Origin of the sequence: Luteitalea sp. TBR-22, from assembly GCF_016865485.1 — a bacterium.
Lineage (GTDB): Bacteria > Acidobacteriota > Vicinamibacteria > Vicinamibacterales > Vicinamibacteraceae > Luteitalea.
In genome coordinates this window covers 3,211,513-3,237,874 of record NZ_AP024452.1, presented here as the reverse complement: position 1 = coordinate 3,237,874, position 26,362 = coordinate 3,211,513, and the positions used below count along the sequence as shown (strand labels likewise).

The 26,362-nt window shown below is 69.9% G+C and carries 18 protein-coding genes; 6 read left to right on the top strand and 12 right to left on the bottom strand.

Annotation, left to right across the window (positions count from 1 at the left end; genetic code table 11):
- The first annotated feature begins 30 nt into the window (after positions 1-30).
- The 5 genes from TBR22_RS13285 to TBR22_RS13265 all read left to right on the top strand — a co-directional run bounded on the left by TBR22_RS13285 (position 31) and on the right by TBR22_RS13265 (position 5,970).
- Entirely contained in the window at positions 31-1,341 is a 1,311-nt protein-coding gene (locus tag TBR22_RS13285; RefSeq protein WP_239488321.1) for a gluconate:H+ symporter, read from the top strand.
- Positions 1,342-1,488: 147 nt separating this feature from the next.
- A complete protein-coding gene (locus tag TBR22_RS13280; RefSeq protein ID WP_239488320.1) occupies positions 1,489-1,959 on the top strand; it encodes a RidA family protein in 471 nt (156 codons plus the stop codon).
- Complete coding sequence (locus TBR22_RS13275; protein ID WP_239488319.1) at positions 1,960-3,051, top strand: dipeptidase; 1,092 nt, start codon at positions 1,960-1,962, stop codon at positions 3,049-3,051. It begins immediately after the preceding gene.
- On the top strand, positions 3,048-3,917 hold the full coding sequence (locus TBR22_RS13270; RefSeq protein ID WP_239493472.1) for an endonuclease/exonuclease/phosphatase family protein: 870 nt from the start codon (positions 3,048-3,050) through the stop codon (positions 3,915-3,917). The genes TBR22_RS13275 and TBR22_RS13270 overlap by 4 nt, the downstream gene beginning before the upstream one ends.
- A gap of 187 nt (positions 3,918-4,104) precedes the next feature.
- Positions 4,105-5,970: a CocE/NonD family hydrolase gene (locus TBR22_RS13265; RefSeq protein ID WP_370651522.1), complete on the top strand. Its 1,866-nt coding sequence runs from the start codon at positions 4,105-4,107 to the stop codon at positions 5,968-5,970.
- Between the two features lie 66 nt (positions 5,971-6,036).
- Here the strand turns inward: TBR22_RS13265 and TBR22_RS13260 are convergent, their stop codons facing one another.
- A complete protein-coding gene (locus tag TBR22_RS13260) occupies positions 6,037-7,251 on the bottom strand; it encodes a ChaN family lipoprotein (protein ID WP_239493471.1) in 1,215 nt (404 codons plus the stop codon).
- Positions 7,248-7,724, bottom strand: coding sequence for a thioredoxin-dependent thiol peroxidase (gene bcp, locus TBR22_RS13255; RefSeq protein WP_239493470.1), 477 nt, complete (start codon positions 7,722-7,724; stop codon positions 7,248-7,250). The genes TBR22_RS13260 and bcp overlap by 4 nt, the downstream gene beginning before the upstream one ends.
- Positions 7,725-7,890: 166 nt before the next feature.
- On the opposite strand from bcp, the gene TBR22_RS13250 reads away from it, so the two are divergent.
- Complete coding sequence (locus TBR22_RS13250) at positions 7,891-8,712, top strand: alpha/beta hydrolase (protein ID WP_239493469.1); 822 nt, start codon at positions 7,891-7,893, stop codon at positions 8,710-8,712.
- Between the two features lie 3 nt (positions 8,713-8,715).
- Here the strand turns inward: TBR22_RS13250 and TBR22_RS13245 are convergent, their stop codons facing one another.
- From TBR22_RS13245 to TBR22_RS13200, 10 genes are all read right to left on the bottom strand, one after another.
- Positions 8,716-9,186, bottom strand: a complete 471-nt coding sequence (locus TBR22_RS13245) for a hypothetical protein (protein ID WP_239493468.1) — start codon at positions 9,184-9,186, stop codon at positions 8,716-8,718.
- A 149-nt stretch (positions 9,187-9,335) separates the two neighbouring features.
- Positions 9,336-10,595, bottom strand: a complete 1,260-nt coding sequence (odhB, locus tag TBR22_RS13240) for a 2-oxoglutarate dehydrogenase complex dihydrolipoyllysine-residue succinyltransferase (RefSeq protein WP_239493467.1) — start codon at positions 10,593-10,595, stop codon at positions 9,336-9,338.
- Between the two features lie 9 nt (positions 10,596-10,604).
- Positions 10,605-13,403 (bottom strand): 2-oxoglutarate dehydrogenase E1 component, encoded by a 2,799-nt coding sequence (locus TBR22_RS13235; protein WP_239493466.1) that lies wholly within the window; start codon positions 13,401-13,403, stop codon positions 10,605-10,607.
- 14 nt (positions 13,404-13,417) lie between these two features.
- Positions 13,418-13,663, bottom strand: coding sequence for a hypothetical protein (locus TBR22_RS13230; protein ID WP_239493465.1), 246 nt, complete (start codon positions 13,661-13,663; stop codon positions 13,418-13,420).
- Between the two features lie 68 nt (positions 13,664-13,731).
- Positions 13,732-15,225 carry an MBOAT family protein gene (locus TBR22_RS13225; RefSeq protein WP_239493464.1) on the bottom strand — a complete coding sequence of 498 codons (1,494 nt, stop codon included), beginning with the start codon at positions 15,223-15,225 and terminating at the stop codon, positions 13,732-13,734.
- Entirely contained in the window at positions 15,222-16,280 is a 1,059-nt protein-coding gene (locus TBR22_RS13220; RefSeq protein WP_239493463.1) for a hypothetical protein, read from the bottom strand. The genes TBR22_RS13225 and TBR22_RS13220 overlap by 4 nt, the downstream gene beginning before the upstream one ends.
- Before the next feature lie 160 nt (positions 16,281-16,440).
- Positions 16,441-18,981, bottom strand: coding sequence for a hypothetical protein (locus TBR22_RS13215; protein WP_239493462.1), 2,541 nt, complete (start codon positions 18,979-18,981; stop codon positions 16,441-16,443).
- Positions 18,982-19,353: 372 nt separating this feature from the next.
- The gene (locus tag TBR22_RS13210) at positions 19,354-22,005 is read right to left on the bottom strand and encodes a hypothetical protein (RefSeq protein ID WP_239493461.1); all 2,652 of its coding nucleotides are present in this window, start codon (positions 22,003-22,005) and stop codon (positions 19,354-19,356) included.
- A gap of 173 nt (positions 22,006-22,178) precedes the next feature.
- The gene (locus TBR22_RS13205) at positions 22,179-24,386 is read right to left on the bottom strand and encodes a TonB-dependent siderophore receptor (RefSeq protein ID WP_239493460.1); all 2,208 of its coding nucleotides are present in this window, start codon (positions 24,384-24,386) and stop codon (positions 22,179-22,181) included.
- A gap of 52 nt (positions 24,387-24,438) precedes the next feature.
- Entirely contained in the window at positions 24,439-26,343 is a 1,905-nt protein-coding gene (locus tag TBR22_RS13200; RefSeq protein WP_239493459.1) for a type IIA DNA topoisomerase subunit B, read from the bottom strand.
- Positions 26,344-26,362: the final 19 nt, after the last annotated feature.

Below are 26,362 nucleotides of genomic sequence, written 5' to 3'. Positions count from 1 at the left end.
GCGCGGCCTGCGATAGCATTGGTCGCGGCCATGCTCCTCGCCATCGCCCTGGCAGGCATCCTCGCGCTGATCCTGCTGCTGGCCGTCGCGCGTCTCAACGCCTTTCTCGGCTTCCTGCTGGTCTGCCTGGGCGTCGGGTTGGCGGCAGGCCTGTCGCCGGTGCAGGCGGCCGCCTCCATCCAGAAGGGACTCGGCGACACGCTCGGCTCGCTGGCGATCGTCATCGGCCTCGGCGCGATGCTGGGCAAGATCGTCGCCGAGAGCGGCGCGGCGCAACGCATCGCCAGCAGCCTGATGCGCCTCAGTGGACCGGCCTACGTCCAGTGGGCACTGATGGTCACCGGCTTCATCGTCGGCCTGCCCCTGTTCTATGCGGTGGGGTTCGTGCTGGTGGTGCCCCTCATCTTCAGCGTCGCGGCGCAATACCGGCTGCCGACCATCTACGTCGGCCTGCCGATGCTCGCGGCGCTGTCGGTGACCCACGGATACCTGCCGCCCCATCCGGCCCCCGCGGCGCTCGTGCAGCAGTTCCACGCCGACATGGGCCTCACGCTGCTGTACGGCATCGTGATCGCCATTCCCGCCATCCTAGTCGCCGGGCCGTTCTACTCGCGCTTCATCCGCGACCTCGACCCGCGCCCGCACGACACGTTCGTGGCGCCGCTCAAGCCGGAAGCCGAGCTGCCGTCGCTGGCCGCCAGTCTGGTGAGCGCGCTCCTGCCGGTCGTCATGCTCGCCTCGGGCGCCGTGCTGCAACCGCTGGTCGGCGGTGGGGGAGCGGCATCGGTCGCGCGGGCGCTGTCGGACCCGACGCTGGCGATGCTGACCGCCGTCCTCGCCGCTGGCGCCCTGCTCGGGCTGGGGCAGGGGCGCACGCTGGGCCAGGTAATGGCCTGGTGCGAGCGCGCCGTGTCCGACGTGGCGATGATGCTGCTGATCGTCGGCGGGGCGGGCGCCTTCAAGCAGGTGCTCACCGACGCGGGCGCGAGCCGTGCGATCGCCGAGCTGCTGTTGGCCGTGCCGGCGCCGCCCCTGGTGCTGGCCTGGGCGATGGCCGGCCTGGTGCGCGTGTGCGTGGGCTCGGCCACGGTCGCCGGCCTGACGACGGCGGGCCTGGTGGCGCCACTGGTGGCCAGGGGCGCGGTCGATGCGAACCTGATGGTCCTGGCGACCGGCGCTGGCAGCCTCCTGCTGTCGCATGTCAACGACGGGGCGTTCTGGTTGTTCAAGGAGTACTTCAACGTCACCGTCGCCGAGTGCTTCCGCACCTGGACGGTCATGGAGACCATCGTGTCCATCGTCGGCCTGATCGGGGTGCTGGTGCTGGACATCTGGATCTAGGAAGATCACGGACCGTCCCGTCTTCGCGCTTCGCGCTTCGGCGGACAGCGCTGTCTCCAGCCCGGCCTTTTCCCGACTCCCGTTTCCCGACTCCCGTTTCCCGACTCCCGACTCCCGACTCCCGACTCCCGACTCCCGACTCTGACCATGCCTACCGCTGACGAACGCTTTGCCGCCCTCGGCCTCGAACTCCCGCCCGCGCCCAAGCCGATGGGCGTCTACAAGCCGGCCTTGATCGAGGGCACGTACCTGTACGTGTCCGGACACGGCACGATGAAGCCCGACGGATCGATGATCGTCGGCAAGGTGGGCCAGGACCTCGACGCGGACGCCGGCAAACTCGCGGCGCGGCAGGTCGGCCTGTCGATGATCGCGACCATCAAGGCGACGGTCGGCTCGCTCGATCGCATCGAGCGCGTGGTCAAGGTGCTCGGCATGGTGTGGGCCACCCCGGAGTTCGACCGGCACCCGTTCGTGATCAACGGCTGCAGCGAGCTCTTCTCGGCCATCTGGGGCGAGGAGAAGGGCGTCGGCGTCCGCAGCGCGGTCGGCATGGGCTCGCTGCCCGGCAACATCCCCGTCGAGATCGAGGCGCTGTTCCGCCTGAAGGACGCGTAGATGTTGCTCGTCGACGCGCACCTCGACCTCTCGATGAATGCGCTGGAGTGGAACCGCGACCTGCGCCTGCCGGTCGAGGCGATTCGGGCGCGGGAGGCGGGACTCACCGACAAGCCGGATCGTGGGCGCGGCACCGTGTCGCTCCCCGAACTGCGGCGGGGGCGGATCGGGCTCGTCGTGGCCACGCAGATCGCACGGTACGTGGCGCCGGGCAACCCGCTGCCGGGATGGCACTCGGCCGAGCAGGCGTGGGCCCAGACGCAGGGGCAGCTGGCGTGGTACCGCGAGATGGAGCGGGCCGGCGAGATGCGCGCCATCACCGACCTGGCCTCGCTCGAGGCGCACCTGGCCGCCTGGATGGCGCCCGGTGGCGACGTGCAGGCGCTGCCGATCGGCTACATCCGGAGCCTCGAAGGCGCCGACTCGCTGGTCACCGTCGACTACCTGGAACGGGCCGTGCGTGACGGCCTGCGGGCCGTCGGGCCTGCGCATTACGGCCCGGGCCGGTACGCGCCCGGGACCCACACGAGCGGGCGCCTCGAGGCACAGGGGCCGGCGCTGCTGGCGGCGATGGAGCGCCTCGGGGTCATCCTCGACGTCACGCACCTGAGCGACGACAGCCTGTGGCAGGCGCTCGACCTGTTCGGCGGCGCGGTCTGGGCCAGCCATCACAACGCCCGCGCGCTGGTCGACGACCAGCGCCAGCTACCCGACGACCAGATCAAGGCCATCGTCGCGCGTGGCGCCGTCATCGGTGCGTCGTGTGATGCCTGGATGATCGTGCCCGGCTGGGTACGCGGCAGATCGACGCCGCAGTCGACCGGGTGCACGTTCGAGCGACTGGCCGATCACGTGGTGCACATCTGCGAGCTGGCGGGATCGACCCGGCATGTGTGCATCGGCTCCGACCTCGATGGCGCCTTCGGCACCGAGCAGACGCCCGCCGACCTCGACACGTGCGTCGACCTGCATCGCCTGTGCGACGTGCTGGCCGCCCGGGGATTCTCCGAGGACGATCTCGAGGGGTTCCGCTGGCGCAACGTCGTCGAGTTCCTTCGCGCCCACTGGGCCGGACGGGAGTGGATCGCATGAAGAGACGGCAGTTCGTGCAGGCGTGCGCCGCGACGCTCGGCGCACTGGCCGCGCCGGCCGGTGCGGCCGGGGGGGCGCAGGCCGCCGCGGGGACGCTGAAGGTGATGACCTTCAACATCCGCTACGGCACGGCCAACGACGGCGAGGACCACTGGGACAAGCGCAAGGACTTCCTCGTCGACGTGATGCGCCAGGAGGCGGCCGACGTCGTCGGCATGCAGGAAGCGCTGTTCCCCCAACTGGACTACATCCTGAAGGCGCTGCCCGGCTACGCGATGGTGGGCGTGGGTCGCGACAACGGCGTGCGCGCCGGCGAGTACTCCTGCGTGCTGTATCGCACCGCGGCGCTGTCAGTGAACCGCAGCGACACCTTCTGGTTCTCGGACACGCCGGAGCAGGTCGCGTCGAAGTCGTGGGGCAACACGATCACGCGCATCTGCACGTGGGCACAGTTCACGACACCCGACGGCCGGCCCCTGTACGTGTACAACGTGCATCTGGACCACCAGTCGCAGCCCTCGCGGGAGAAGTCGGTGGCACTGCTGCGGGCACGCATCGCGGCGCGCGACCCGCAGGCGCCGGCCATCGTCACCGGCGATTTCAACGCCGGCGAGAAGAACCCGGCCGTGGTGTCGATGCTCGACGGCGGCCTGTTCCGCGACACGTTCCGGACGAGGCATCCCGATGCGTCGCCGGTGGGCACGTTCACCGGCTTCAAGTTCGGCCAGGTGAACGGCGAGAAGATCGACCACATCTTCGCAACGAGCGAGTGGGAGATCGTCGATGCCGCGATCGTCCGCACCGACCGGAACCAGCGGTATCCGTCGGATCATTTCCCGGTGACCGCGACGCTGCGCCTGCGGTAGGGGACGGCTCAACCGTGATGGCTCACTGATCCGCGCGTCGGTCAAGGCCGACGCCTACGGTCGCCGCAGGTGTAGCCGTCGCCCTTGGCGACGGTCAGTGATGTGGATGGAGGTCGTCTTGCGAGTGTTCACACGCCTCGGACCTGCGGGTCACGTGCTCGGCGCACTGCTGGTGACGGGCACGTCGATGCTCGCGCAGCCGCCCGTCGCGCCGGCCTCGGGGGCACAGGCCCTTACCGGCGCGGAACTGGTGCGGGCCACGTACACCAAGTACGAATACCTGGTTCCGATGCGCGACGGCGTGCGCCTGTTCACCGCCGTGTACGTGCCCAAGGACTCGTCGCGCACCTACCCGTTCCTGCTGACGCGGACGCCGTACAGCGTCGCGCCCTACGGCGTGGACAAGTACCCGACGCAACTGGGTTCCGAGCCACTCCAGAAGGAGGGCTTCATCTTCGTGCGGCAGGACGCGCGCGGCCGGTACATGTCGGAGGGCGAGTTCCGTCAGGTGCGTCCGTTCAACCCGGGGACGGGGCCGAAGGACGTCGACGAGCGCACCGACACGTACGACACCATCGAGTGGCTGCTCGCCCACGTGCCCAACCACAACGGCCGCGTCGGGATGATCGGCATCTCGCAGCCGGGGTTCCACGTGGCTGCGAGCATCATCGACTCGCACCCGGCGCTCAAGGCGGCCTCGCCGCAGGCGCCGACGGCCGACTACTACATGGGCGACGACGTGTACCACAACGGCGCGTTCATGCTGGGGGCCAACTTCGGGTTCTATTCGCGCTTCGCGCCACGCGGCGACACCCCCGCGCCGCCGCGCCCGTCGATCGCCTTCGACCCCGGCACGCCCGACATGTACGACTTCTTCCTGCGCACGCCGGTGCCGCTCGCCCGCATGAACGCGGAGTTGTTCGGCGGCAAGGCCGACTACTGGCAGGAGATCGTCGACCACACCACCTACGACGCCTTCTGGAAGCAGCGCTCGCTGTGGCGCTTCATGGACAAGGTGAGGTGCGCCGTGCTGAACGTGGGCGGCTGGTTCGACGCCGAGGATCCCGTCGGGCCGTTCCACATCTACCGCGCCGTCGAGCAGAGGAACCCCGGCATCGTCAACAGCATCGTGATGGGCCCGTGGTCACATGGCGGGTGGTCGCGGGGGCCCGGGCAGACCCTCGGCAACCTCGACTTCGCGATCCGCACCGGCGAGTTCTATCGCGAGAAGATCGAGTTCCCGTTCTTCATGGCGCACCTGAAGGACGCGCCCGCGCAGTTGCCCGAGGCGTGGATGTTCCTGACGGGCCTCAACGAGTTCCGGCGGCTCGACACGTGGCCGCCGAAGGGCCTCGCGCCGAAGACCCTGTACCTGGGCGAGCGGGGGAGTCTCACCGACCGCAGGCCACAGGGAAGCGGGCAGTACGACGAGTACGTCAGTGACCCGTCGCGGCCTGTGCCGTACGTCGGCTACGTCGCCGGCGGCTTCACCTTCGACTACATGACCGAGGATCAGCGCTTCGCCAGCCGCCGGCCCGACGTGCTGGTGTACCAGACGCCGCCGCTCGAGGAGGACCTGGTGGTGGCCGGGCCGATCCAGGTGGCGCTGCAGGTGTCCACGTCGGGGACCGACGCCGACTTCGTGGTCAAGGTGATCGACGTGTATCCGGACGATTACCCGACACCTGAGCGGCCGGCCGGCGCACCGACGCGCAGCGACGCCGTGAAGATGGGCGGGTACCAGCAACTGGTGCGCGGCGAGCCGTTCCGCGCCAAGTTCCGCAAGGGATTCGAGACCCCCGTGCCGATGGTGCCGGGCGAGCCCACCGCCATCACCTACGACCTGCCCGACGTGTACCACGCGTTCAGGCGCGGCCACCGAATCATGGTGCAGGTGCAGAGCTCCTGGTTCCCGCTGGTGGATCGGAATCCCCAGGTGTTCATGGACATTCCGAAGGCCACGCCGGCCGACTTCCGCCCCGCCACCCAGCGTGTCTACCGCTCCGGCGCGCGCCCGTCCTCGATCACCGTGATGGCCGAAGACGCCAGGTGAGGCCGGGGTGCAGGAGTGGCGGCATGTGCCGTCCGAGCCTCGAGCCCTGGGGCTCGAACCCGTAGGCTACTGCCGCCGGAGCCGGCCCGTGAGCGTCAGCGTCTCGGTGCCGCGCGTCACCTTCGCCGTGACGGCGTCGCCCCACTGCTTGCGGTCGATGAAGGCCCGCACCTCGACGTCGCGCCTGATCGGCTGGTCGTCGAGCGCCATCAGCACGTCGCCCGCCTTGATGCCCATCGCGGCGGCCGTCGAGCCTGGCGACACCATCAGCACCGTGTTCGGCTGTTCGCCGCTGCTGCGGAACGAGACGCCGAACGTCGGGAAGAGCGGATAGGTCTCGGTCGGCACGCCCCACACGATGTCGGCCACCGACGCGCGGATCGTCTCGGGCTTGTCGGGGGCGGTGGCAATCGGCATCACCGTCGCGACGCGCTTGTCGGTGTAGGCCTTCGCCTGCCGGGCGATGCCGAGGTTGTACGCCACGTGGCCGCTGCCGACGAGCACGACGACGATGGCCTTGGGGTCGGGGTTGTCCTTGACCAACTGGGCGGCGTGGAACCCCATGGTGGCGTCCCAGGTGCTCTGGGCCTCGACCATCTTCTGCAGCACGTCGGCCGGCATCCCGGCGCCGTGCGTGTCGCTGCCGCCGCCGACGTAGGCGACAAACAGTTGCTTGTGCTCCTCGTTGGTCGTGTCGATCGTCGGCGCCAACTGTCCGCGCTCCATCCCGCCGATGCCCGCCAGGCCACGGCGACCGACCTGCGACACGATGGCCCGGGGCGCGTTGACGCCGCGGATTGGCAGCCGGTACTGCCTGGCCAACAGGAACACGTCGCGGTAGTAGCCCCAGGGATAGCCCCAGTAGTCGTACCAGCCCGACTCGCGCAGCAGCGTCGGCTCGTCGATGCCGCCGCGCAGCCAGCGGTCGAACGGCGCCGTCGGCGCCTCGGCCGGGAACATCTCGAGGCCGATGGTCACCCGTCGCCCGGCACGCTGCAGCGCCGCGATCACCTGGGCCTGCACGCGATGCGACTCGATGGACGTGTGCGACTCGCCGACGAGCACGATGGCGGCGTCGGCCAGCGACGCCGCGACCTCGTCGGGCGAGATGTCGACGCCCCTGCGGGTGTCGTGTATCTGGTCGACCACGAGCGCGATGGTCTTCGTGCGGCGCCCGGGATCGCCGAGCTCGAGGTTGAAGGGCTCCCGCTGCGCGAGCGCGGGCAGCGGCGCCAGTGACAGGAGCGCCGCGAGCAGGCGCGACAGGCGTCGGCCGCTCACTTGGCCCCCAGCGCCTGCACGGCCTCGAGCACTTCGGCGGCATGCTCCTCGACCTTGACGCCATCCCAGCGCCGCACGACCGTGCCGGCGCCGTCGATGAGGTAGCTGACGCGCGCGATCCCCATGTACTTGCGCCCGTACATGCTCTTCTCCTGCCACACCCCGTACTGCTCGCATACCGCGTGGTCCTCGTCGGCGAGCAGCGGGAACGTGAGGCCGTACTTGCTGGCGAACTTCGCCTTGCTCTTCGTGTCGAGGATGCTGATGCCGAAGACCCGGGCCTTCACCTTCGTGAAGTCGGGCAGCGCCTCCTGGAACCCGCACGCTTCCTTCGTGCAGCCCGAGGTGTCGTCCTTCGGGTAGAAGAACAGGACCACCGGGTGGCCCTTGTGATCGGCCAGCCTGTGGATGGTGCCGTCCTGGTCGGGGAGCGCGAATGCGGGAGCCTTCATGCCGGGGTCGATCAGTGCCATGTGCGGATGAGTCCTCGTGGTCATTATCAACGGTCGGGCCCGCCGGCCCAATCGCGCCGGGCGCCCCTGCCGGGGCGGGGAGCTCGGGAGGAGCGTGTCCGGCTCGTCCAGTACACTAGGGATAGATGTCCCGTCCGGTCCATCCGTCCCGGTGTCGCGCGTAGCCGTGCCTGCAGGCCCCATCAAGTGCGTGCACGCGCCGCGTGACGGGCGGAGCCTCACCGGCGACGTCCGGCTGCTCGAGGGATTCCACTCCGACGCCCTCGGCAACGACCGCGACGTCCTCGTGTGGTTGCCTCCCGGATACGACCACGATGAGGCTCGCCGCTTCCCGGTGTTGTACCTGCACGACGGGCAGAACCTCTTCGACACCAGCACGTCGTTTGCCGGCACCGAATGGGGGGTGGACGAGACCGCCGAGCGCCTCGTCCACCAAGGCCGCGTCGCGCCGCTCATCATCGTCGCCATCAACCACGCCGGGGCGCAGCGGGCCGACGAGTTCGCGCCGACCCGCGACGTCCACCGCCATGCCGGCGGGCAGGCCGGCGCGTACGCCCGCTTCCTTGTCGACGAACTGAAGCCGTGGGTGGATGGGGCGTTCAGGACCCGCACCGACGCCGCGCACACGGCGCTGGGCGGCTCGTCGCTGGGAGGGCTGGTGACGCTGCACATCGGGCTCGAGCACCCGACGACGTTCGGCGCCCTGGCGGTGATGTCGCCGTCGATCTGGTGGGACCGCCGCGCCGTGCTGACCCGCGTGGAGGGCCTGCCGGGTCGCCTGCCGTGGCGTATCTGGCTCGACGTCGGGACCGCCGAGGGACGCGACACGGTGCGCAACGCACGCGCGCTCAAGGGCGTGCTGGTGGCCAAGGGCTGGCGGGTCGGGACCGACCTGCACTATCTCGAGGCGCCGGACGCCCCGCACTCCGAGTCGGCGTGGGCCGAGCGCGTGGGGCCGCTGCTCGAGTTCCTGTTCCCGGTCGGATGACGGCTACTGTCCGGACTTCTTGATCGCCGCGACCTCGGCGGCGACCTCTTCCTTCGCCTTCCGCTCCTTGCGCTTCCTGAAGGCGTTCTTGATGGCGCCGACCGTGGCGCCGCTCACCGGCACGCCGGCCGGGTAGAGCTGCGCGCGATGCTCGGTGGGGATGGTCAGCGACTGCATCTGGTAGTGGTAGATGGGATACCAGGGGCGGACGTAACCGGGCGTCGCGGTGGTCTGGTCGTAGATCCAGCCGAAGTGGTAATCGAGGTCCTCCGGGGCTTCCTCGACGCGCACCGAGTAGTCGGCGCGGACCGGGCCGATGAACTTCGACTCGGTGGGCTGGGTGGCGAACGTGCGCCGAATGCGCTCGAGGTCGGCGGCCTGGCGAGCCGCCGGCTGCTGGGCGTGGACGGGGGAGGAGCCGATGCCAACTCCCAGCAGCAGGACCGTGGCGATGAACGGTCGTGTCGGCGGCATATTCATAGGACGCCCCATTCGAAGGGGCGGTCGGTGGTCGCCGGTGCGGCCACCAACCGCCGCGGGTACTGCCGAGAATGCCGGGAATGCCGAATGCCGGAACGTCAAGGGCCAGAGGCCGAAGGCCGTAGGCCGACCGACGAAGGCCGTCAGGATTCCAGCAACAGGTGCCCCGGATCCTCGATGTATTCCTTGATCTTCACCAGGAACTGCACCGCTTCGAGCCCGTCCACGATCCGGTGGTCGTAGGACAGGGCCAGATACATCATCGGTCGCACGACCACCTGGCCCTTGATGGCGACCGGACGGTCCTCGATCTTGTGCAACCCGAGGATGCCGACCTGCGGCGGGTTCAGGATCGGCGTGCTGAGCAGTGAGCCGAAGACGCCGCCGTTGGTGATCGTGAAGGAGCCGCCCTTCAGGTCCTCGAGCGTCAGCGTGTTGTTCTTGGCGCGCGCGGCGAAATCGCGGATGGCCAGCTCGATGCCCGCGAACGACAGCTGCTCGGCCGACCGGATCACGGGGACCACCAGCCCCTGCTCGGCGCCGACGGCGATGCCGACGTCGTAGTAGTGCTTGAGCACCATCTCCTCGCCCTGAATCTCGGCGTTGAGGCGGGGGAAGGCCTTCAGGGCGGCGACGGCGGCCTTGACGAAGAACGAGGCGATGCCGATCCCGACGCCGTGCCGCTTGGCGAACTGCTCCTTGCGGCGCTCGCGCAGGGCCATCAGCTCGGTCATGTCCACCTCGTTGAAGGTGGTGAGCATGGCCGCCGTGCGCTGCGCCTCGACGAGGTTGCGGGCAATCGTCAGCCGGCGCTTGGACATCCGCACCCGCTCCTCGGTGCGGCTGCCCGGCACGATCGCGGGGCGCGGGGGCGCCACCGGCGCGGGGGCCGGCTTTGCGGCCGGGGGCGGCGTCGCGGCGGCCGGCGCCTGGGCCTGGCCGGCGGCGGCCTGCACGTCGCGGCGCATCACGCGGCCGGCGTCGCCGGTGCCCTGCACCTGCGCCATGTCCACCTGATGGACCTCGGCCGCCTTGCGGGCGGCCGGCGTGGCGCGCGGCCCATCGGCGGCGCCCGCCGGCGCTGCGGCCACCGCGGGCGTCACGGCTTCGGGAGGCGCGGGGGTGGCCGACGCGGGGGCATCGGCGGCAGCGCTGGCACCCGCGGCGCCGACCTCGATCTCCGCCAACGGCTCGCCGACCTTCACGTCCTCGCCTTCCTGCCGGATGATCTTCGCCAGCACTCCGGCCTGATCGGCATTCACCTCGAGATCGATCTTCTCGGTCTCGAGTTCGACGAGCGCGTCACCGACGGCGACGGCCTCGCCTTCCTTCTTCAGCCAGCGCGCGACGCGCGCCTCGACCACCGACTCGCCGAGCTGCGGGACCACCACCTGTGCGGCCATGTGTGCTCTCTACGCCTTTGCCTTGACGCGGCCGCGCGAGGCGCGCGGCGCGGGAGCGGTGGGGGCGTACGCCTCGGCCACCAGCATCTTCTGGTTGATCATGTGCCACGCCAGCGAGCCCTCCGAGGGGCTGGCGCTGCGCGGGCGCCCGACGTACCGCAGGAAACGACGGTCGTCGAGCAGTTCCTCGAAACAGGGGCGGAAGAAGTCCCAGGCCCCCATGTTCAGCGGCTCTTCCTGCAGCCACACGACGTCGGCGGCGTTGGGGTAGCGGTCGAGCACCGCGGCGACGTCCTCGCTCGGGAACGGGTAGAGCTGCTCGATGCGGCAGATCGCCGTGGTGCGATCGGACTGGCGCTGCTCGGCCGACACGAGATCGACGTAGACCTTGCCGCTGCAGAACACGACGCGCGTCACCTCGCGCGCCCGCGCCTGCGCCTCGACGTCGTCGATGACCGGCCGCCAGGCCCCGTCCTCGAACTCACGCGGCGTCGAGGCCACCAGCGGGTGGCGCAACAGGCTCTTCGGCGTCAGCACGATGAGGGGGAGCGGGTCGGTGGTGAGCAGCAGCGCCTGCCGGCGCAACAGGTGGAAGTACTGCGCGGCCGTCGTGCAGTTGGCCATGCGCAGGTTGATGTCGGCCGCCGCGCCGAGGAACCGCTCGGGACGGGCGCTCGAGTGCTCGGGGCCCTGGCCTTCGTAGCCGTGCGGCAGCAGCAGCACCAGCGACGGCGTCTGCCCCCACTTGGCGCGCGCCGACGTCACGAACTGATCGAGCATCACCTGCGCGCCGTTGATGAAGTCGCCGTATTGCGCCTCCCAGATCACCATCCGATCGGGCGCCTGCACGTTGTACCCGTACTCGAAGCCGATCGTGGCGTTCTCGCTGAGCGGGCTGTTGTGGATCTCGAAGCTCGCGCGTGCCTGCGGCAGACGTTGCAGCGGGATGTCGATGGCGCCGGTCTGCACGTCGCGGAACGCCGCGTGGCGATGGCTGAACGTGCCGCGCTGGACGTCTTCGCCGGTGAGCCGGATCGGGATGCCGTCGGCGAGGATGCTGGCGTAGGCGAGTTCCTCGGCGGTGGCCCAGTCGATGGACCGCTCGTCGGGCGAGTCGAAGATCGCCTTGCGGCGCTCGCGGCCGCGATCGAGCTTGCGGTGACCCTCGAAGCCCGCCGGGCGGGTCAGCAGCGCCTCGTTCATGGCCCGCAGGTCGGTGAGGGGCACCGACGTCTTGACCTGGCGTGCAGCACCGGCCGGCGGCGCCTCGGGAATCGGGTTGACGATGGCTTCCTCGGGCTTGAGCTGCGCGTACACCTGCTCCAGCGCCGCCATGCGTCGCTCGACCATCGGTTGCGCCAGGCCCGTCTTGCCCGTGGCCTTCTCCACCCAGGCCGCCCATTGCTCGCGCACCGTCGGGTGATTGGCGATGCGCTGGTACATCAGCGGTTGCGTGAAGCCCGGCTCGTCGCCCTCGTTGTGCCCGTAGCGACGGTAGCCGACCAGATCGATCAGGAAGTCGCGCTGGAAGCGGGCGCGGTACGCCCAGGCCATGCGCGCCGCCGCGATGCAGGCGATCGGGTCGTCGGCGTTGACGTGGACGATCGGAATCTTGAAGCCGCGCGCCAGGCCGCTGGCGTACGAGGTCGAGTACGACTCGGACGGCACCGCCGTGAACCCGAGCTGGTTGTTGGCGATGATGTGGATCGTGCCGCCGGCCGTGTAGCCGTCGAGGCGACCGAGGTTGAGCGTCTCGGCCACGATGCCCTGGCCGGGGAACGCCGCGTCGCCGTGAATGAGCACCGGCAGCGTGCGGTCGGCGTCGAACACCGGGCGCCCCGGCTTGTCGGCATCGGTGCCTGCCGCGCGCGCCATGCCGGCGACCACCGGGTTGACGAACTCGAGGTGACTCGGGTTGGGGGCCATCGACACGTGCAGGTCGCTGCCCACCTTGCGGAGCGCGCCGGCGTGGTACTTCACGTCGCCGGTCCAGCCCAGATCGATGCGGTAGCCGGTGCGCGTCGTCGCCGGATCCTTGAACTCGGCGAGGATCTGCTCGTAGGGCTTGCCGAGGACGTGGGCGAGCACGTTGAGGCGGCCGCGATGGGCCATGCCGATGAGCACGTGCTGCAGTCCTGCATCCTCGGCGCCGTCGATGACGATGTCGAGGATGGGGATCAGCATGTCGAGCCCCTCGACCGAGAAGCGCGTCTTGCCGGGGAAGGTGCGGTGCAGGAACCGCTCGAACGTCTCCACCTCGGTGATGCGGTCGAGCAGGGCCTCGGCGTCGATCGGTGAGGACGGCGGCTGGAAGCGTCCGCTCTCGACCGCCAGCCGGAGCCACTCGCGCTCCTCGGGGATGAACACCTGCGCGAAGTCGTAGCCGGTGCGCGTGCAGTAGGCGCGGCGGAGCGCGTCCATGGCCGCCGCCGCGTTGGGTTGCCCCTCGGCCAGCGGCCCGCTCACGACGGCCGCCGGCAGGCGCCGCAGGTCGTCCTCGGTGATGCCGTGCGCCTGCGGATCCAGGGCCGGGTCGCCGGTCGGCCTCGACCCCAGCGGGTCGATCTGGGCCGCGAGGTGTCCGTAGCGGCGAATCGACTCGGCCAGCGTCGCGGCCCCGACGACGGCGCGCAGGTCGGCCGTGGAGGCCTGGCCCGTCGAGGCCGCCGAGGGAGGTTCAGGGGGCGTCCACTGCTCGAAGTAGGCGCGCGTCTGCGCGTCCACGGCGGTGGGGTCCTGCCGGTAGCGATCGTAGAGTTCGAGGACGTACCCGGCGTTCAGACCCTGGAACTCGTTCCATCCACCCATACAGATCCCGAATTCTATCGCACCCGCCACTGTTCCTTGGGCAACGACAGCAACAGGTAGCGCAGGCGGAGGGCGCGCACGGCATCGGCGTAACCGTCCTTCGGGATCTCGCCGGCCAGCAGGCGGCGGCGCAGCTGGCGGATTTCGTAGCGATACAGGTCGTTCACCTGGCCACGAAGCAGGTCGACGGTCGTATCGGGCCGGGGACGCAACCCATGGGAGGCCAGCGCGTCGAGGACGAGGGAGGAGAAGGCGGACAAGGCTACAGCCTACAGCCTGCCGGCCGACGGCGGCCGTCTGCGCCGACCGCCAACTGCCGACTGCCGCTCTAGAACGCGAAGTAGATGAAGTCCAGCGACGTGCGGCTGCGCAGCACCAGGATGGTGGCGAACATGACGCCGACGGCGACGGCCTGCCAGGCCACCGTGCTGGTCGGCACGTCGGCCTCGCGGACCGCCGGGCGGTCGCTGTACGACCGGCCCTGCCACAGCGTCCACAGGCTGTGTGCCCACAGCGGCAGCGAGAACGACAGCGCGATGAGCGCCAGGTAGTAGCCGGCCTGCCGTTCGGCCAGCGGCGCCGTGCCGGGCACGAGCGTGACGTCGCGCCACAGCATCGCCGCATCGCCCTCACGGAACAGCAGCCACCCGACGTGCACGAGCACGAACATCAGCGCCCACTGCGGCAGCGCGCGCCAGATGGGCAGGCGATGGCGGCCCGGATGCCTGCCGAGGCCGCGGATGGCACCCCACACGCGCTCGATGACCAGCAGCAGGCCGTGGTAGGCGCCCCACAACACGAAGTTCCACGCCGCCCCGTGCCACAGGCCCGACAGCAGGAACGTGATGAAGACGTTGGCGAGCGTGCGCGGCAGGCCGTGACGGGACCCGCCCAGCGGGATGTACAGGTAGTCGCGGAACCACGACGACAGCGAGATGTGCCACCGGCGCCAGAAGTCCGACGGCGAGACCGCCAGGTACGGGTGGTCGAAGTTCTTCATGAGGTCGAACCCGAGCCACCGGGCACTGCCTCGCGCGATGTCGGTGTAGGCCGAGAAGTCCGCGTAGATCTGCACGCCGAACGCGAAGACTCCCGCCCACAGCATCTCGAAGCCCGGATCCTTCATCGCGAACACCCGGTTGGCGATGATGCCGACGTTGTCGGCGATGACCAGCTTCTTGAAGAACCCCCAGGCCATCAGCACCAGGGCGTCGCGGGCCACCACCAGGTTGAACACGCGCGGCGCCAGCACGCGCGGCACCAGCGCCTCCGCGCGCTCGATCGGGCCGGCGACCAGTTGCGGGAAGAAGGACACGAACAACGCAAAGTCACGCAGCGATCGACAGGCCCGCAGGCGACCCCGATAGACGTCGATCGTGTAGCTCAGGCTCTGGAACGTGTAGAACGAGATGCCGACCGGCAGGGCCAGCTTCAGCAGCGGCAACGAGGCCTCGATGCCGAGCGCGCCAAGGCCCGACTGCACGCTGCCGACGAAGAAGTCGAAGTACTTGAACGTGCCGAGCACCGCAAGGTTGGACACCAGGCTGCCCAGCAGCCAGCGGCGCCGCGCCACCCGCTCGGACGGCGACGGATGGGCGAAGGCGTCGGCGCTCCGCGATGGGTCGGGATCCATGCGCAGGGCGACCCACCAGTCCACCAGCGTCGTGCCGCCGAGCAGGATGCAGAACCACGGCTCGAACCAGCCGTAGAAGACGTAGCTGGCCACCAGCAGCAGCCAGTTCTGGCCGCCGTGCGGCAGCCGCCAGTAGACGGCCGTGACCAGCAGGAAGAAGACGACGAAGTCCAGGCTGTGGAAGATCACCGGAACAGCCTGTTCAGGTTGGCGCGGAACTGCCGCGTGTAGCGCTGGCGATGGGCGCGCGCGATGTGGTCGCCGTCCTCGTACATCGCGAGCGTCTGCATCGGGTCGCCGGTGTCGTCGTGGAAGTACATGCCCTCGCGCTCGGCATAGGCGCGGAACTGCTTCATGTACTCCTGCATGCGGGGCGACTGCGGCGGCGCCTTGTTACCGACGGGGCGACGCTGGACGCGCACGAAGCACACCTTCATGCCGTGCTGCTTGGCCAGATCCACGATGAGGGGCAGCACCGACCGCGGCATGTTGCGCGCGAAGTCGGCTTCCTTGTCCTCGGCCGCCTGCAGGTCGGCCGCAGCCATCGGGCGCAGCCGGTCGAGACCCATGATCTCGAAATTGAGCTTGTCGAGAAAGGCGCGCCTCCCGGGCTCGTCGGCGGTCCAGAGGCGCGTCGGCCAGTCGTAGAACTGGCGCTCGACGTAGGCATTGGCCCGGTCGATGTCGTACGCGGTGTTGACCGCCTGGTGCACCCGGAACCATGCCCCCCGCATCCGCGCCGCGATGACGTCGTCGAGCGCCGGTTCCTGCTCGTGCGCGACCTCGTCGAGCGACCAGCGGAACGGTCCCGTGAGCCTGAACAGGGGGTCGGTCATGTTCAGATCCCGGAAGAAGAAGAACGTGACCTTCGGCCGCTCGCCGCTGGCGATCAGGTAGTTCTTGAAACTGAGGTACCAGTACGCCGGCCCGGTGCCGGCCCGCGCCAGCATCGCCACGTCCTGGCCGAGCAGGCCGGCGAGGTACCCGGCGTCGATCCGGGTGCCCAGCATCGAGTCGCCGATGAACACGTAGGACGGGTGCAGCCGCTTGAGGTCCTCGATCGGGCCCGGACGGAACGCGATGCGCTCGCGCGAGGCCTCGAGTGCCGGCAGGTAGCTCGGTTGCACCGCCCGCGTCGACAGCCGCGCCATCGCCGGTCGCCAGATCAACGGCACCACCAGGACGGCGGCCAGGATGGCGATCAGGCGGACCACGCCGGCACGCGACCATTCGGCCGGGGGCACACGGGGCAACGCGTGGGGATGGTGGGGAGGAAGGGGCGTTTCGGGCACGTACGGGCGGGGAAAGTATAGAACGCCGAACGCCGAACGCCGAACGGGGCGCGGGCCACAGTCGACAGGCCACACCCCGCCGCCGCGCCTCCACCGTCGGGCGCGCCTCGGCCTACTCGGGCAGTCGGGTGGCGAGCGAGACGCCGCCGGCCGCGAAATCGCCGCGGTAGGAGGCCACTTCCACGACGATGGGCACGCGCCGCCGGGGCACCTCGGGCGACAGCGTCACACGGTGCTCGAGCGAGGTCAGCGTGGCGCCGCACCGCTTGCCGACGATCTCGGGGAACTCCTGGCGCATCCAGAGCGTGGTGCGCTGGGGCAGCAGGTTCGGCGTGCGGCTCACGCGGGTGCCATCGCTGCAGGCGACGTCGACCCGCACCTGCGCGAGGTAGGGTTCGGTGGTGGCCACCAGGAGGAACGTGTCCCAGCCGCCCGCGGCGGCATCGACGGGGATGTCGGCCACGCCCCAGGCCAGGCCGCTGGCGGTCGCGCCGATCTCGGTGTGGTTCTCGCGCCAGGATGCCGCCGTCGGACCGGGCCACCACATCGTGCGCTCGGCGACGATGGGTGCGGTGGCGGTGAGACGGGCGCTGACCTGCGTGCTGGCCAGGGCGGGCGCTTCCTGCGCCACCCAGATGGTGCGGCGCGACTGCGGCGCCAGGGTGTAGGACCGGGCGATGGGCGTCGCCGCGCCCGAGGTGTCGGCCGGATCGATGGCCGGGTCGTACTCGACGCTCACCGTGACGGGTGTGGTGGCCGGATTGGACAGCAGCAGGTACGTGTCGAAGAAGGGGCCGGTGGCGCCCTCGGCGAAGAACCACGTGGTGGCCGGGGCGATCACGCCGCTGGCCACGCTGCCGGCCGCGAACGGCTCGCCGGGGGCGTCGCGGTACATCGCGCGCTCGGCCACGATCGGTTGCGAGCCGTCCACGGTGGTCGCGAACTCGGCCGCATTCAGGGGCGCGCCCTCCTGGTTGACCCACACGGTGGCGCGCGACCGCGCCGGCACCACGTGGGTCCGGGTCTCGACCACGCCGGTGGCGAGCAGGTAGCGCATCGTCACGGTGGCGGGCGTGTCGCCGGGGTTCTGGAGCAGGAAGAACGTCTGCAGGCCGGCAATCGTCGCCCCCTCGGCAAAGTGCCAGGTCGGGCCGGGCGATGCCACGCCCGTCCCCGAGTGACTTCCGTACTGGCCCGAGCGATCCCAGGTCATGCGTCGCTCGGCGACGAGCGGCACGGGGCTTTCGACGACAGTGGCGAATTCACTGAAGGGCAGTCCTAGTGACGACACCTCCACATATGCCGGCCCTTGCGCCGGCACGGTGACTGGCCTGGAGGCGGTGGCTCCGTCGGGGCCGAGGAACCGCAGGTTGGCCGTGACCGTCGTCGTGGAGGGGTTGTAGAGGGCGACACTGGTGGCGAAGAACGCGCCATCGGCGCCTTCCGCGAAATGGCGGACGGGTGTGCCGTAGGGGTGAGTGCCTGCGGCGTACTCCTGCAGGCTCGACGCGCCATCGCCGTCCGGGTCGAGCACGGCGTCGGCTGCATTCGAGGGGGCGAGGCCGAAGGTCGCCTCCCACACGTCATGCATGCCGTCGCGATCGGCGTCGAGGCGGGCGATGTAGGTGCGTTGCGGCGTGGGATCGGACGTCCCGCCGTCGCCGAGCGTCGCGACGAGGGTGCTGCCGTCACCACTCAGGTGGGTCGAGAGCACGCGGTAGCGACCAGCGGGTGTATCGAGGGGATCGAGCACAGGCGTCACCAGGCCCGTGAGGCGATCGACGACGCGCACCTGCTGGCCGGTGATGGAGGAGTACTCGCCGGTGAGCAGGACGAACCGCGCATCGTCGCTGACGTCGTGAAAATAGGTGCGGCCGAGCGCCGCCGCTACGAGGACTGTCTGGCCCGTGACACGGTGTACCAGTGCGGCACGTGGCTCGTCGCTGCCTCGGGTCCGACCCGTGAAGCCGACCCAATGGCCGTCGCCGCTCATCTTCACGTCCGGCCAGGGCAGCGGTGGGTGGGGTTCCGGTGCCAGCTCTGGATGGGTAATCGGAAGGATACGCGAACGCTGTTGCGGGACGTCGCCGACCATGAGTTCGTAGTGGGCGATGTTGTCGACGGCCAGGAACCAGCCTCGCTTGAATGCCACGTGCGTACCGTCGGCCGTCATCGTCAGCGGTTCCCGCGTGCAGCCCAGTCGCGGGAACGTACCTGTAGGACACGTCGCGCCAAATCGTTTCGGCGGTTGCCCGGCGCCGCCGACGGCGAAGGACGCGTATCCCGGGATCAGCGGGTCGTACGCGCCCACCAGGGCTCCGCCGTCGGACACGGCCTGAACCCGGATATCCGCTGTTGCTGTAGAGAAGATGTCCTGCTCCTCGCCGGTGACCAGATGACGAATGCGCACGGTGCTGCCTGCCGCGTACGCAGCGTAGGCGAGGAATGCACCGTCGGGCGAGAGGGTCGCCGTCACGAACTGCCGCTCGGCCGTCTGCATCGGCCGGCTGTCGAAGAGGACGGCGCCCGTGCCGGTCTCGAGCACGAGTACGTAGCCGCCAGAGCCCGGTGAGCCAACGTCGAGGAGGACGCGCGTGCCATCCCGCGTGATTTGCCGGATGGAGGCATTGGCGATGCCGTCGAGCCCAGGCACGGGTTGGGCGATGGGTGAGGATTGCCCGAGCGCCAGGGCGGCGCCGAGAGGCAAGCATGCGACGAGGGCTGCGCAGCACCGGAGGGTGGTGCCGCGGAATGTCCGGGTGCAGGACATGACCTCTCCTTACTGTGTCCTCTGGATGCCACGGCGCCGGCGACGTGCACTTGCCCGGCACCCGACCATCTGTAACACGCCGACGCGTCCTGCACATCCACGCCGCACATCACAAGACGTGCATCTCATGCTCCGGCAAGTGTCGATGCAAGGGGCCGCGCTCGCATGCGCACGTCCGGCCGACATGGCAGTGGCGGCTGCGCGACGCGACAGGCTGCGGGCCACCTGCGCAGCCCGGAGCCCGTCGCCCGTACGTCACTCGGGCAGGCGCGTGGCGAGCGAGACGCCGCCGGCCGCGAAGTCGCCGCGGTAGGTGGCCACTTCCACCACGATGGGCACGCGGCGCGGTGGCGCGGACGGCGCCGAGGCGACGACGTGCTCGAGCGAGGTCAGCGTGGCGCCGCACCGCTTGCCGACGATCTCCGGGAATTCCTGGCGCATCCAGAGCGTGGTGCGCTGGGGCAGCAGGTTGGGCGTCCGGCTGACGCGGGTGCCGTCGCTGCAGACGACATCGACCCGCACCTGCGCGAGGTAGGGTTCGGTGGTGGCCACCAGGAGGAACGTGTCCCAGCCGCCCGCGGCGGCCTCGACGGGGATGTCGGCCACGCCCCAGGCCAGGCCGCTGGCGGTCGCGCCGATCTCGGTGTGGTTCTCGCGCCAGGATGCCGCCGTCGGACCGGGCCACCACATCGTGCGCTCGGCGACGATGGGTGCGGTGGCGGTGAGACGGGCGCTGACCTGCGTGCTGGCCAGGGCGGGCGCTTCCTGCGCCACCCAGATGGTGCGGCGCGACTGCGGCGCCAGGGTGTAGGACCGGGCGATGGGGGTCGCCGCGCCCGAGGTGTCGGCCGGGTCGATGGCCGGGTCGTACTCGACGCTCACCGTGACGGGTGTGGTGGCCGGATTGGACAGCAGCAGGTACGTGTCGAAGAAGGGGCCGGTGGCGCCCTCGGCGAAGAACCACGTGGTGGCCGGAGCGCTCACGCCGCTGGCCACGCTGCCGGCCGCGAAGGTCTCGCCGGGGGCGTCGCGGTACATCGCGCGCTCGGCCACGATCGGTTGCGAGCCGTCCACGGTGGTCGCGAACTCGGCCGCATTCAGGGGCGCGCCCTCCTGGTTGACCCACACGGTGGCGCGCGACCGCGCCGGCACCACGTGGGTCCGGGTCTCGACCATGCCGGTGGCGAGCAGGTAGCGCATCGTCACGGTGGCGGGCGCGTCGCCGGGGTTCTGGAGGAGGAAGAACGTCTGCAAACCGGCAATCGTCGCCCCCTCGGCAAAGTGCCACTGGGCACGCGGTTGGTCGACACCCGTGCCACTGTGGCTGCCGTACTGCCGGGCACGGTCCCACGCCATCCGACGTTCGGCCACAAGCGTCGCCGGGCCCTCGACGACAATCGAGAACTCGGAGAACGGCAAGCCGAGCGTGTCGGGATCGAGGTACGCGGGACTGCCGGCGGCGAGTGAGACGGGTGTACTCGCCGTGGCGCCCTCGGGCCCCAGGAAGGTCACCACGGCGGTCACCGCCGACGCGGTGGGATTGAGCAGCGCCAGGCTGGTGGTGAAGAAACTGCCCGAGGCGCCCTCGGCGAAGTAGCGCACGGGGGCCGCCAGCGGGTGAGTGCCTGCGGCGTACTCCTGCGCGGTCGTCCGGCCGTCGTTGTCGGGGTCGAGCGCCCCGCTCGGCGTCGATGTGTCGAGACCGAAGAGCGTCTCCCACGCGTCGTGCAGGTTGTCGCCATCAGCGTCGAGCCTGGCCACGAAGGCCTCGGCCGACGCGGGCGTGACGGTGCCGCCCTGATCGATGGGCATCGTGGTGAACACCACGAGGCGTCCATCGGCACTGAGGGCCGCCGTCGCCACCACGCGCCCGGCAGACGGCACCAACTCCTGCGCGAGGCCGGACACGCGGTCAAGCACGAGCGTGCGAGGTCGATCCAGTTGCCGGCGCACCAGCAGCAGCCGCCCGTCGTCGGACATGCCCAGCACGGTGTCGCTGGCGAGCGACGGGGACGGCGACCGGACCTCGCGGGTCTGCGGCACCAGCAGGTTCCATCCCCCACGGGTGCCGACGTAGGCCTGCACGGCGGCCAGCGTGCCTGCGGAGTTCAGGTAGTACGGCGCGCTGAACAGGTCGATGGCCCTGCCGTCCTGGGTAGGGCCCGCGGTGACGCACGACGCCGAGCCACCAGCCAGCGGTGCGAGCACCAGGTCGCTGCCCGACGGCCGCGGCGTGGCACCGTCGCCCGCGGCAGACCAGAAGCGCACGTACGCCACCTGGCTGCCGTCGGTGGTGACCCTGGCCGGCCCGATGAGCACGTCGCTGACGGCCTCCGGGCGGGCGGGGCAGGGGTTGGTGAGCGCGCGGGTCGTGTCGTCGGTCAGCAGGTGCGTCGGCGCAGTCGCCTGGGTTCCGCTCACGTACACGATCACGCCGGCGTCGGTGATGTCCTCCACGCCCAGTGACGGGCCGCTGAGCCTGACCCGCTCGGTCGCCGCCACGATGTCGCGGACCCGCAGTTCGGTGGCGCCGCCGGCTGCGGCGACGAAGGCGAGCAGGCGCCCGTCGGGCGACAGTGCCACGTTGGGGGCGCTCGTGGTGCGCGCTAGCGTCGTGCCGGTGGCGACCTCCAGTCCCGTCGTGGTGTCCACGACGCGCCACGCCTGGGTGGTGGCGCCGGCTGCCGGCGTGTCGACCCACAGGACCAACCGACCGTCGCGGGACAGGTCGGGCGCATAGGGACTGGCCAGGCGCGCCGCCGCGTCGAGCGCCGGCAGGCGAACGACGGTGGCGACGGGGACGCCGGCGGGTTGTGCGGTGGCGGACGAGCCGGCGAGGGCAACGCAGGCGACGAGCCGCGCGGCCGACAGCCCGGCGCGGCGAACGTGAGGGGATCCGTGTGGCATCACGACGCGAGCGAGAGCACGTCGCGTGCCCGAATGCCGGGCCCGATCTCAGGGGCCGTTGCCGCTCGTCAGTGCCCCCGCGGGGCTGTCGAGCAACGCTGCGTCCGTATGAGGAATGAACAGTCGCCGTCCACCCGCACGAGGCGCGGGAGGACGGCCTGATCAGAATCTTCTTACGGCTTGGCGCCGACCCTCATGCGCAACTCCAGCACGCCCTGCCGGCGCATGACGTCGCCGAAGATGTGCTGCTGGATCTCCTGATCGAACAGGTTGATCACCTTCAACGAGACCGTGAAGGTGTCGGTGAGCCGGTAGCCGACCGTGCCGTTGACGAGCGTGAACGCGTCGGTGTAGCCGTGATACCGCGAGTCGAGGACGTCCTGCCAGTAGGCGTCGCTGGCGTAGCTCACCGACAGGTTGCCGAGCATGCGGACGCCCGTGTAGTTCCCACCGACATTCACGCGGTGCCGCGAGGGGAGGTTGAGCTCGGAGATGTCGAAGCCCGTCGGCACCGGCTTGGGCTGGTACGAGTAGTTGGCAAAGCCCGTCCACCCGCCGGCGAGGTCGGCATCGACGCCGAGTTCGAGCCCCTTCTGCCTCACCTTGCCGAAGTTCAGGTAGGTGAACGACGAGGGCAGCCCGTTGCCGGGGCCGAACCGGCCCGACAGGTAGATCAGCTCGAGGGCGGCGGGCGGCAGCGGCCACCCGGGTGGCGGGTTGGTGGCGCGGTACGACCCGTTCTGCGTGAAGAAGATCGAGTTCTTGCTGTCGTTGACGTAGAACGCCGCGCTCACCGTGGCGCGGTTGGCGATGACGCCCGAGTAGCCGAGTTCGTACGCGTCGAGCGACTCCTCCGACAGGTCGGGGTTGCCGACGGCGGCGACCGGGAAGTTGTACACGCGGCCGGCCAGGGCCGGATTCAGCGCTCCGAGATCGAGCTGGTTGATGATCGTCGTGTCGAGGAAGTTGTTGACCAGCGAGGGGGCACGGTACGCGCGGTTGTACGAGACACGCACGGTGTGGGCCGGGCCGGGCTTGAACATCAGCGTGGTGCGCGGCGAGAACACCACGTTGTCGAGCACGGAGAACCTGTCGAGGCGGCCGCCGACGACCCAGCGCCACATCGACGACAGGAAGATCTCGTCCTGCAGGTAGGCGCCGCCCTCGGTGCGCGAGTCCTCGCCGGGCGCCAACGACAGATCGAAGGCGTTGTAGCGGAAGTTGCCGCCCATGCTCAGGACGTGGCGCGTGCCGATGGTCGCCAGGTGCCCCGCCTCGACGTCGAAGGTCGTGTTCTTGAAGATGAACGGCAGCGGCTTGCCGTCGACCCCGACCGCGAGCAGGTTGGTGGCGCTGCCGTCGACGCGGTTGACGAAGGTGTTCAGCCGCGTCGCGCCGCGCGAGTAGTTCACCTTGCCGTAGGCGAGGTAGGTGCCGCGATCGATGTCGAACGGGCCGATGCCCGTGTGGATCATGCCCTCGGTGCCCGAGAAGCCGCCCTGCATCACGACCTTCTGCCGGCCGTCGGGATGGTCGTAGTCGAGGCGTGCGTCGAACTTCGGCTGGCGCGTGCCGCTGTTGCCGAAGTCGGGGTACCGGGTGCCGGTGCCGTTGTCGATGGTGCCCGACGGCCGGGCCATCGCGTCCTGCTGGTAGTAGCCCGTGGTGACCTTGTAGGCCCACCGCTCGTTGACCGCCGCGGCGTGGCTCGCACTGACCGAGAACAGGTTGCCGCGGCTGCGCTCCACGCCGTCGGCGTCGCGCCCGAACATGCCGGCGCTCAGCGAGAACGCCGTGCCCTGCAGGTCACGCGGGCTCTTGGTGATGATGTTGACGACGCCGGTCAGCGCATTGGCGCCCCACACGGCGGAGGCCGGGCCGCGGATCACCTCGATCTGCTTGATTTCCTGCGGGTCGATCGGCAGGAAGTCCCAGGCGATGAACCCGAAGAAGTCCTGGTAGATGCTGCGGCCATCGACGAGGGCGAGCTGCGAGGTGGCCAGGGTGCCTGTCGCGGCGCGGGAGGTGATGTTGATGTCGCGCGCGGAGGTCTGCGTGACGTTCAGGCCGGGAACCGCCCGGAGCAGGTCGGCGTAGTTGGTGGCCGGCGAATTCTGGATCACCGCCTCGTCGATCAGGGTGACGGTGGCGGGGGCGTTGACCAGCGCCTGCTCGGTGCGCGAGGCGCTGACGACGACTTCTTCCTCGTACTTCTGCTTCTCCTGGGCCTCAGCCTCCGGCGGCGGCTGAGGCGCCGGTTGGGACGGGGCCGGTGCGGGAGGTTGCGCCGAGGCCGGCGCCTGGGCGTGGACGGTCGAGGCGCACGGGCTCCATGCGAGGAGCAGCGCCGACGCAACGACGGACGCGAGGCAACGAGTCATGGATCGGAGCTCAACCTTACGCTTGTGAGGACCGCCCTGCAACCGTCCGCCGCTAGACGTCGAGCTCGTCGGCCTCCTCGGCGCGGTCCATGATGAACCGGAAGCGCGCCGAGGCGTCCTTGCCCATCAGCTCGTTGATCACCCGGTCGGTGGTCAACTGGTCGGCGATCGTCACCCGCAGCAACCGACGCGTCTTGGGGTTCAGCGTCGTCTCCCAGAGCACCTTGGGCATCATCTCGCCGAGACCCTTGAAGCGCGTGATGTCCGGCTTGGCGCGCCCCGTCACCTTCTTCACGATTGCATCGCGCTGCGCGTCGTCCTGCGCCCAGTAGGTCTCCTTGCCGACGTCGATGCGGAACAGGGGCGGCTGCGCCAGGTAGACCCGCCCGCCGGTGATCAGCTGCGGCATGTGCCGGTAGATGAACGTGAGCAGCAGCGTGGCGATGTGGTGGCCGTCGGAGTCGGCGTCGGCCAGGATGATGATGCGGCCGTAGCGCAGGCGCGCCAGGTCGAACTGCTTGCCGACCCCGCAGCCGAGCGCGGTCACCAGGTCGGCCAGCTCCTTGTTCTCGAGGACCTTGGCGGTCGAGGCGCTCTCGGTGTTGAGGACCTTGCCGCGCAGCGGCAGAATCGCCTGCCGCACCCGGTCGCGCCCCTGCTTGGCCGACCCGCCGGCCGAATCGCCTTCGACGATGAAGATCTCGCTGAGGCCGCGATTGGTGGTGGTGCAGTCGGAGAGCTTGCCGGGCAGCGTGAGGCGATGCGCCGTCGCGGACTTGCGGGTCACTTCCTGCTGCGCCGCGCGACTGGCCTCGCGGGCCCGGGCCGCCAGGATCACCCGGGCGACGATCGCCTCGGCAATCGAGATGTTCGAGTTGAGCCAGTGCTCGAGGGCCGGCCGCACCAGGCCGTCCACCGCCGACATCACCTCGGGATTGTTGAGCCGATCCTTGGTCTGCCCCTGGAACTGCGGTTCCTCGACGAACACGCTCAGGACGCCGACCAGCCCTTCGCGCAGGTCCTCGGCGGTGAGCGTGACGCCGCGCGGCGTGAGGTTGTGCGTCTCGATGAAGTTGCGCATCGCCTTGCCGAGGCCGGCGCGCAGGCCGTTCTCGTGCGTGCCGCCGGAGCCGGTCGGGATGCCGTTGACGTAACTGCGCAGGTGCTCGTCGGTGGACTCGGTCCACTGCAGGGCGAGGTCGAGGCGCAGGGCGCCGTCGCGCGACACGACGAACGCGGCGTCGTGGACCGGCCTGGCGCCACGCTCGGCGACCAGCTTCTTCAGGTAGTCGGCCAGGCCCTCGGCGTGGTTGTAGGTGACCTTCTGCCCGGTGACCTCGTTCTCGAAGGTGATCTTCAGGCCGCGGTGCAGGTAGCTGGCGATCTCGAGACGCTGCGCAATGGTCTCGGCATCGAACTCGATCCTGGGGAAGATCGTGGCATCGGGGTGGAAGAAGACGGTGGTGCCGGTGCCGCGGGCCGGGCCGAGCTTCTTCACCGTGCCCTGCGGCACGCCCTGCTTGAAGCGCTGCTCCCAGAGGAAGCCGTCGCGCTTGACGGTGGCGACCAGTTCCTTGGAGAGGGCGTTGACCACCGAGGCGCCGACGCCGTGCAGCCCGCCCGACGTCTTGTAGTTGCCCTGCTCGAACTTCCCGCCGGCATGCAGGACGGTGAAGATGACCTCGAGGGCGGTCTTCTTCGTCTTCGGGTGCTCGTCGACCGGGATGCCGCGCCCGTCGTCGACGACGGTGATCGAACTGCCGTCGGCGTGCAGCGTGACGCCGATCTGGCTGGCGTGGCCGTTCATCGCCTCGTCGATCGCGTTGTCGAGGATCTCCCAGACGAGGTGGTGCAGGCCGGCGGCCCCGACGCCGCCGATGTACATGCCGGGGCGCTTGCGGACCGGCTCGAGGCCCTCGAGGACGGTGATGTCTTTGGCGGTGTAGGACGTGCTCATTCAGCGGGAGTCGGGAATC

Coding starts and splice junctions, on each gene's coding strand:
- TBR22_RS13285 (WP_239488321.1), top strand. CDS start 31: ATGCTCCTCGCCATCGCCCTGGCAGGCATCCTCGCGCTGATCCTGCTG.
- TBR22_RS13280 (WP_239488320.1), top strand. CDS start 1,489: ATGCCTACCGCTGACGAACGCTTTGCCGCCCTCGGCCTCGAACTCCCG.
- TBR22_RS13275 (WP_239488319.1), top strand. CDS start 1,960: ATGTTGCTCGTCGACGCGCACCTCGACCTCTCGATGAATGCGCTGGAG.
- TBR22_RS13270 (WP_239493472.1), top strand. CDS start 3,048: ATGAAGAGACGGCAGTTCGTGCAGGCGTGCGCCGCGACGCTCGGCGCA.
- TBR22_RS13265 (WP_370651522.1), top strand. CDS start 4,105: ATGCTCGCGCAGCCGCCCGTCGCGCCGGCCTCGGGGGCACAGGCCCTT.
- bcp (WP_239493470.1), bottom strand. CDS start 7,724: ATGGCACTGATCGACCCCGGCATGAAGGCTCCCGCATTCGCGCTCCCC.
- TBR22_RS13245 (WP_239493468.1), bottom strand. CDS start 9,186: ATGCCGCCGACACGACCGTTCATCGCCACGGTCCTGCTGCTGGGAGTT.
- odhB (WP_239493467.1), bottom strand. CDS start 10,595: ATGGCCGCACAGGTGGTGGTCCCGCAGCTCGGCGAGTCGGTGGTCGAG.
- TBR22_RS13235 (WP_239493466.1), bottom strand. CDS start 13,403: ATGGGTGGATGGAACGAGTTCCAGGGTCTGAACGCCGGGTACGTCCTC.
- TBR22_RS13210 (WP_239493461.1), bottom strand. CDS start 22,005: ATGCCACACGGATCCCCTCACGTTCGCCGCGCCGGGCTGTCGGCCGCG.
- TBR22_RS13205 (WP_239493460.1), bottom strand. CDS start 24,386: ATGACTCGTTGCCTCGCGTCCGTCGTTGCGTCGGCGCTGCTCCTCGCA.
- TBR22_RS13200 (WP_239493459.1), bottom strand. CDS start 26,343: ATGAGCACGTCCTACACCGCCAAAGACATCACCGTCCTCGAGGGCCTC.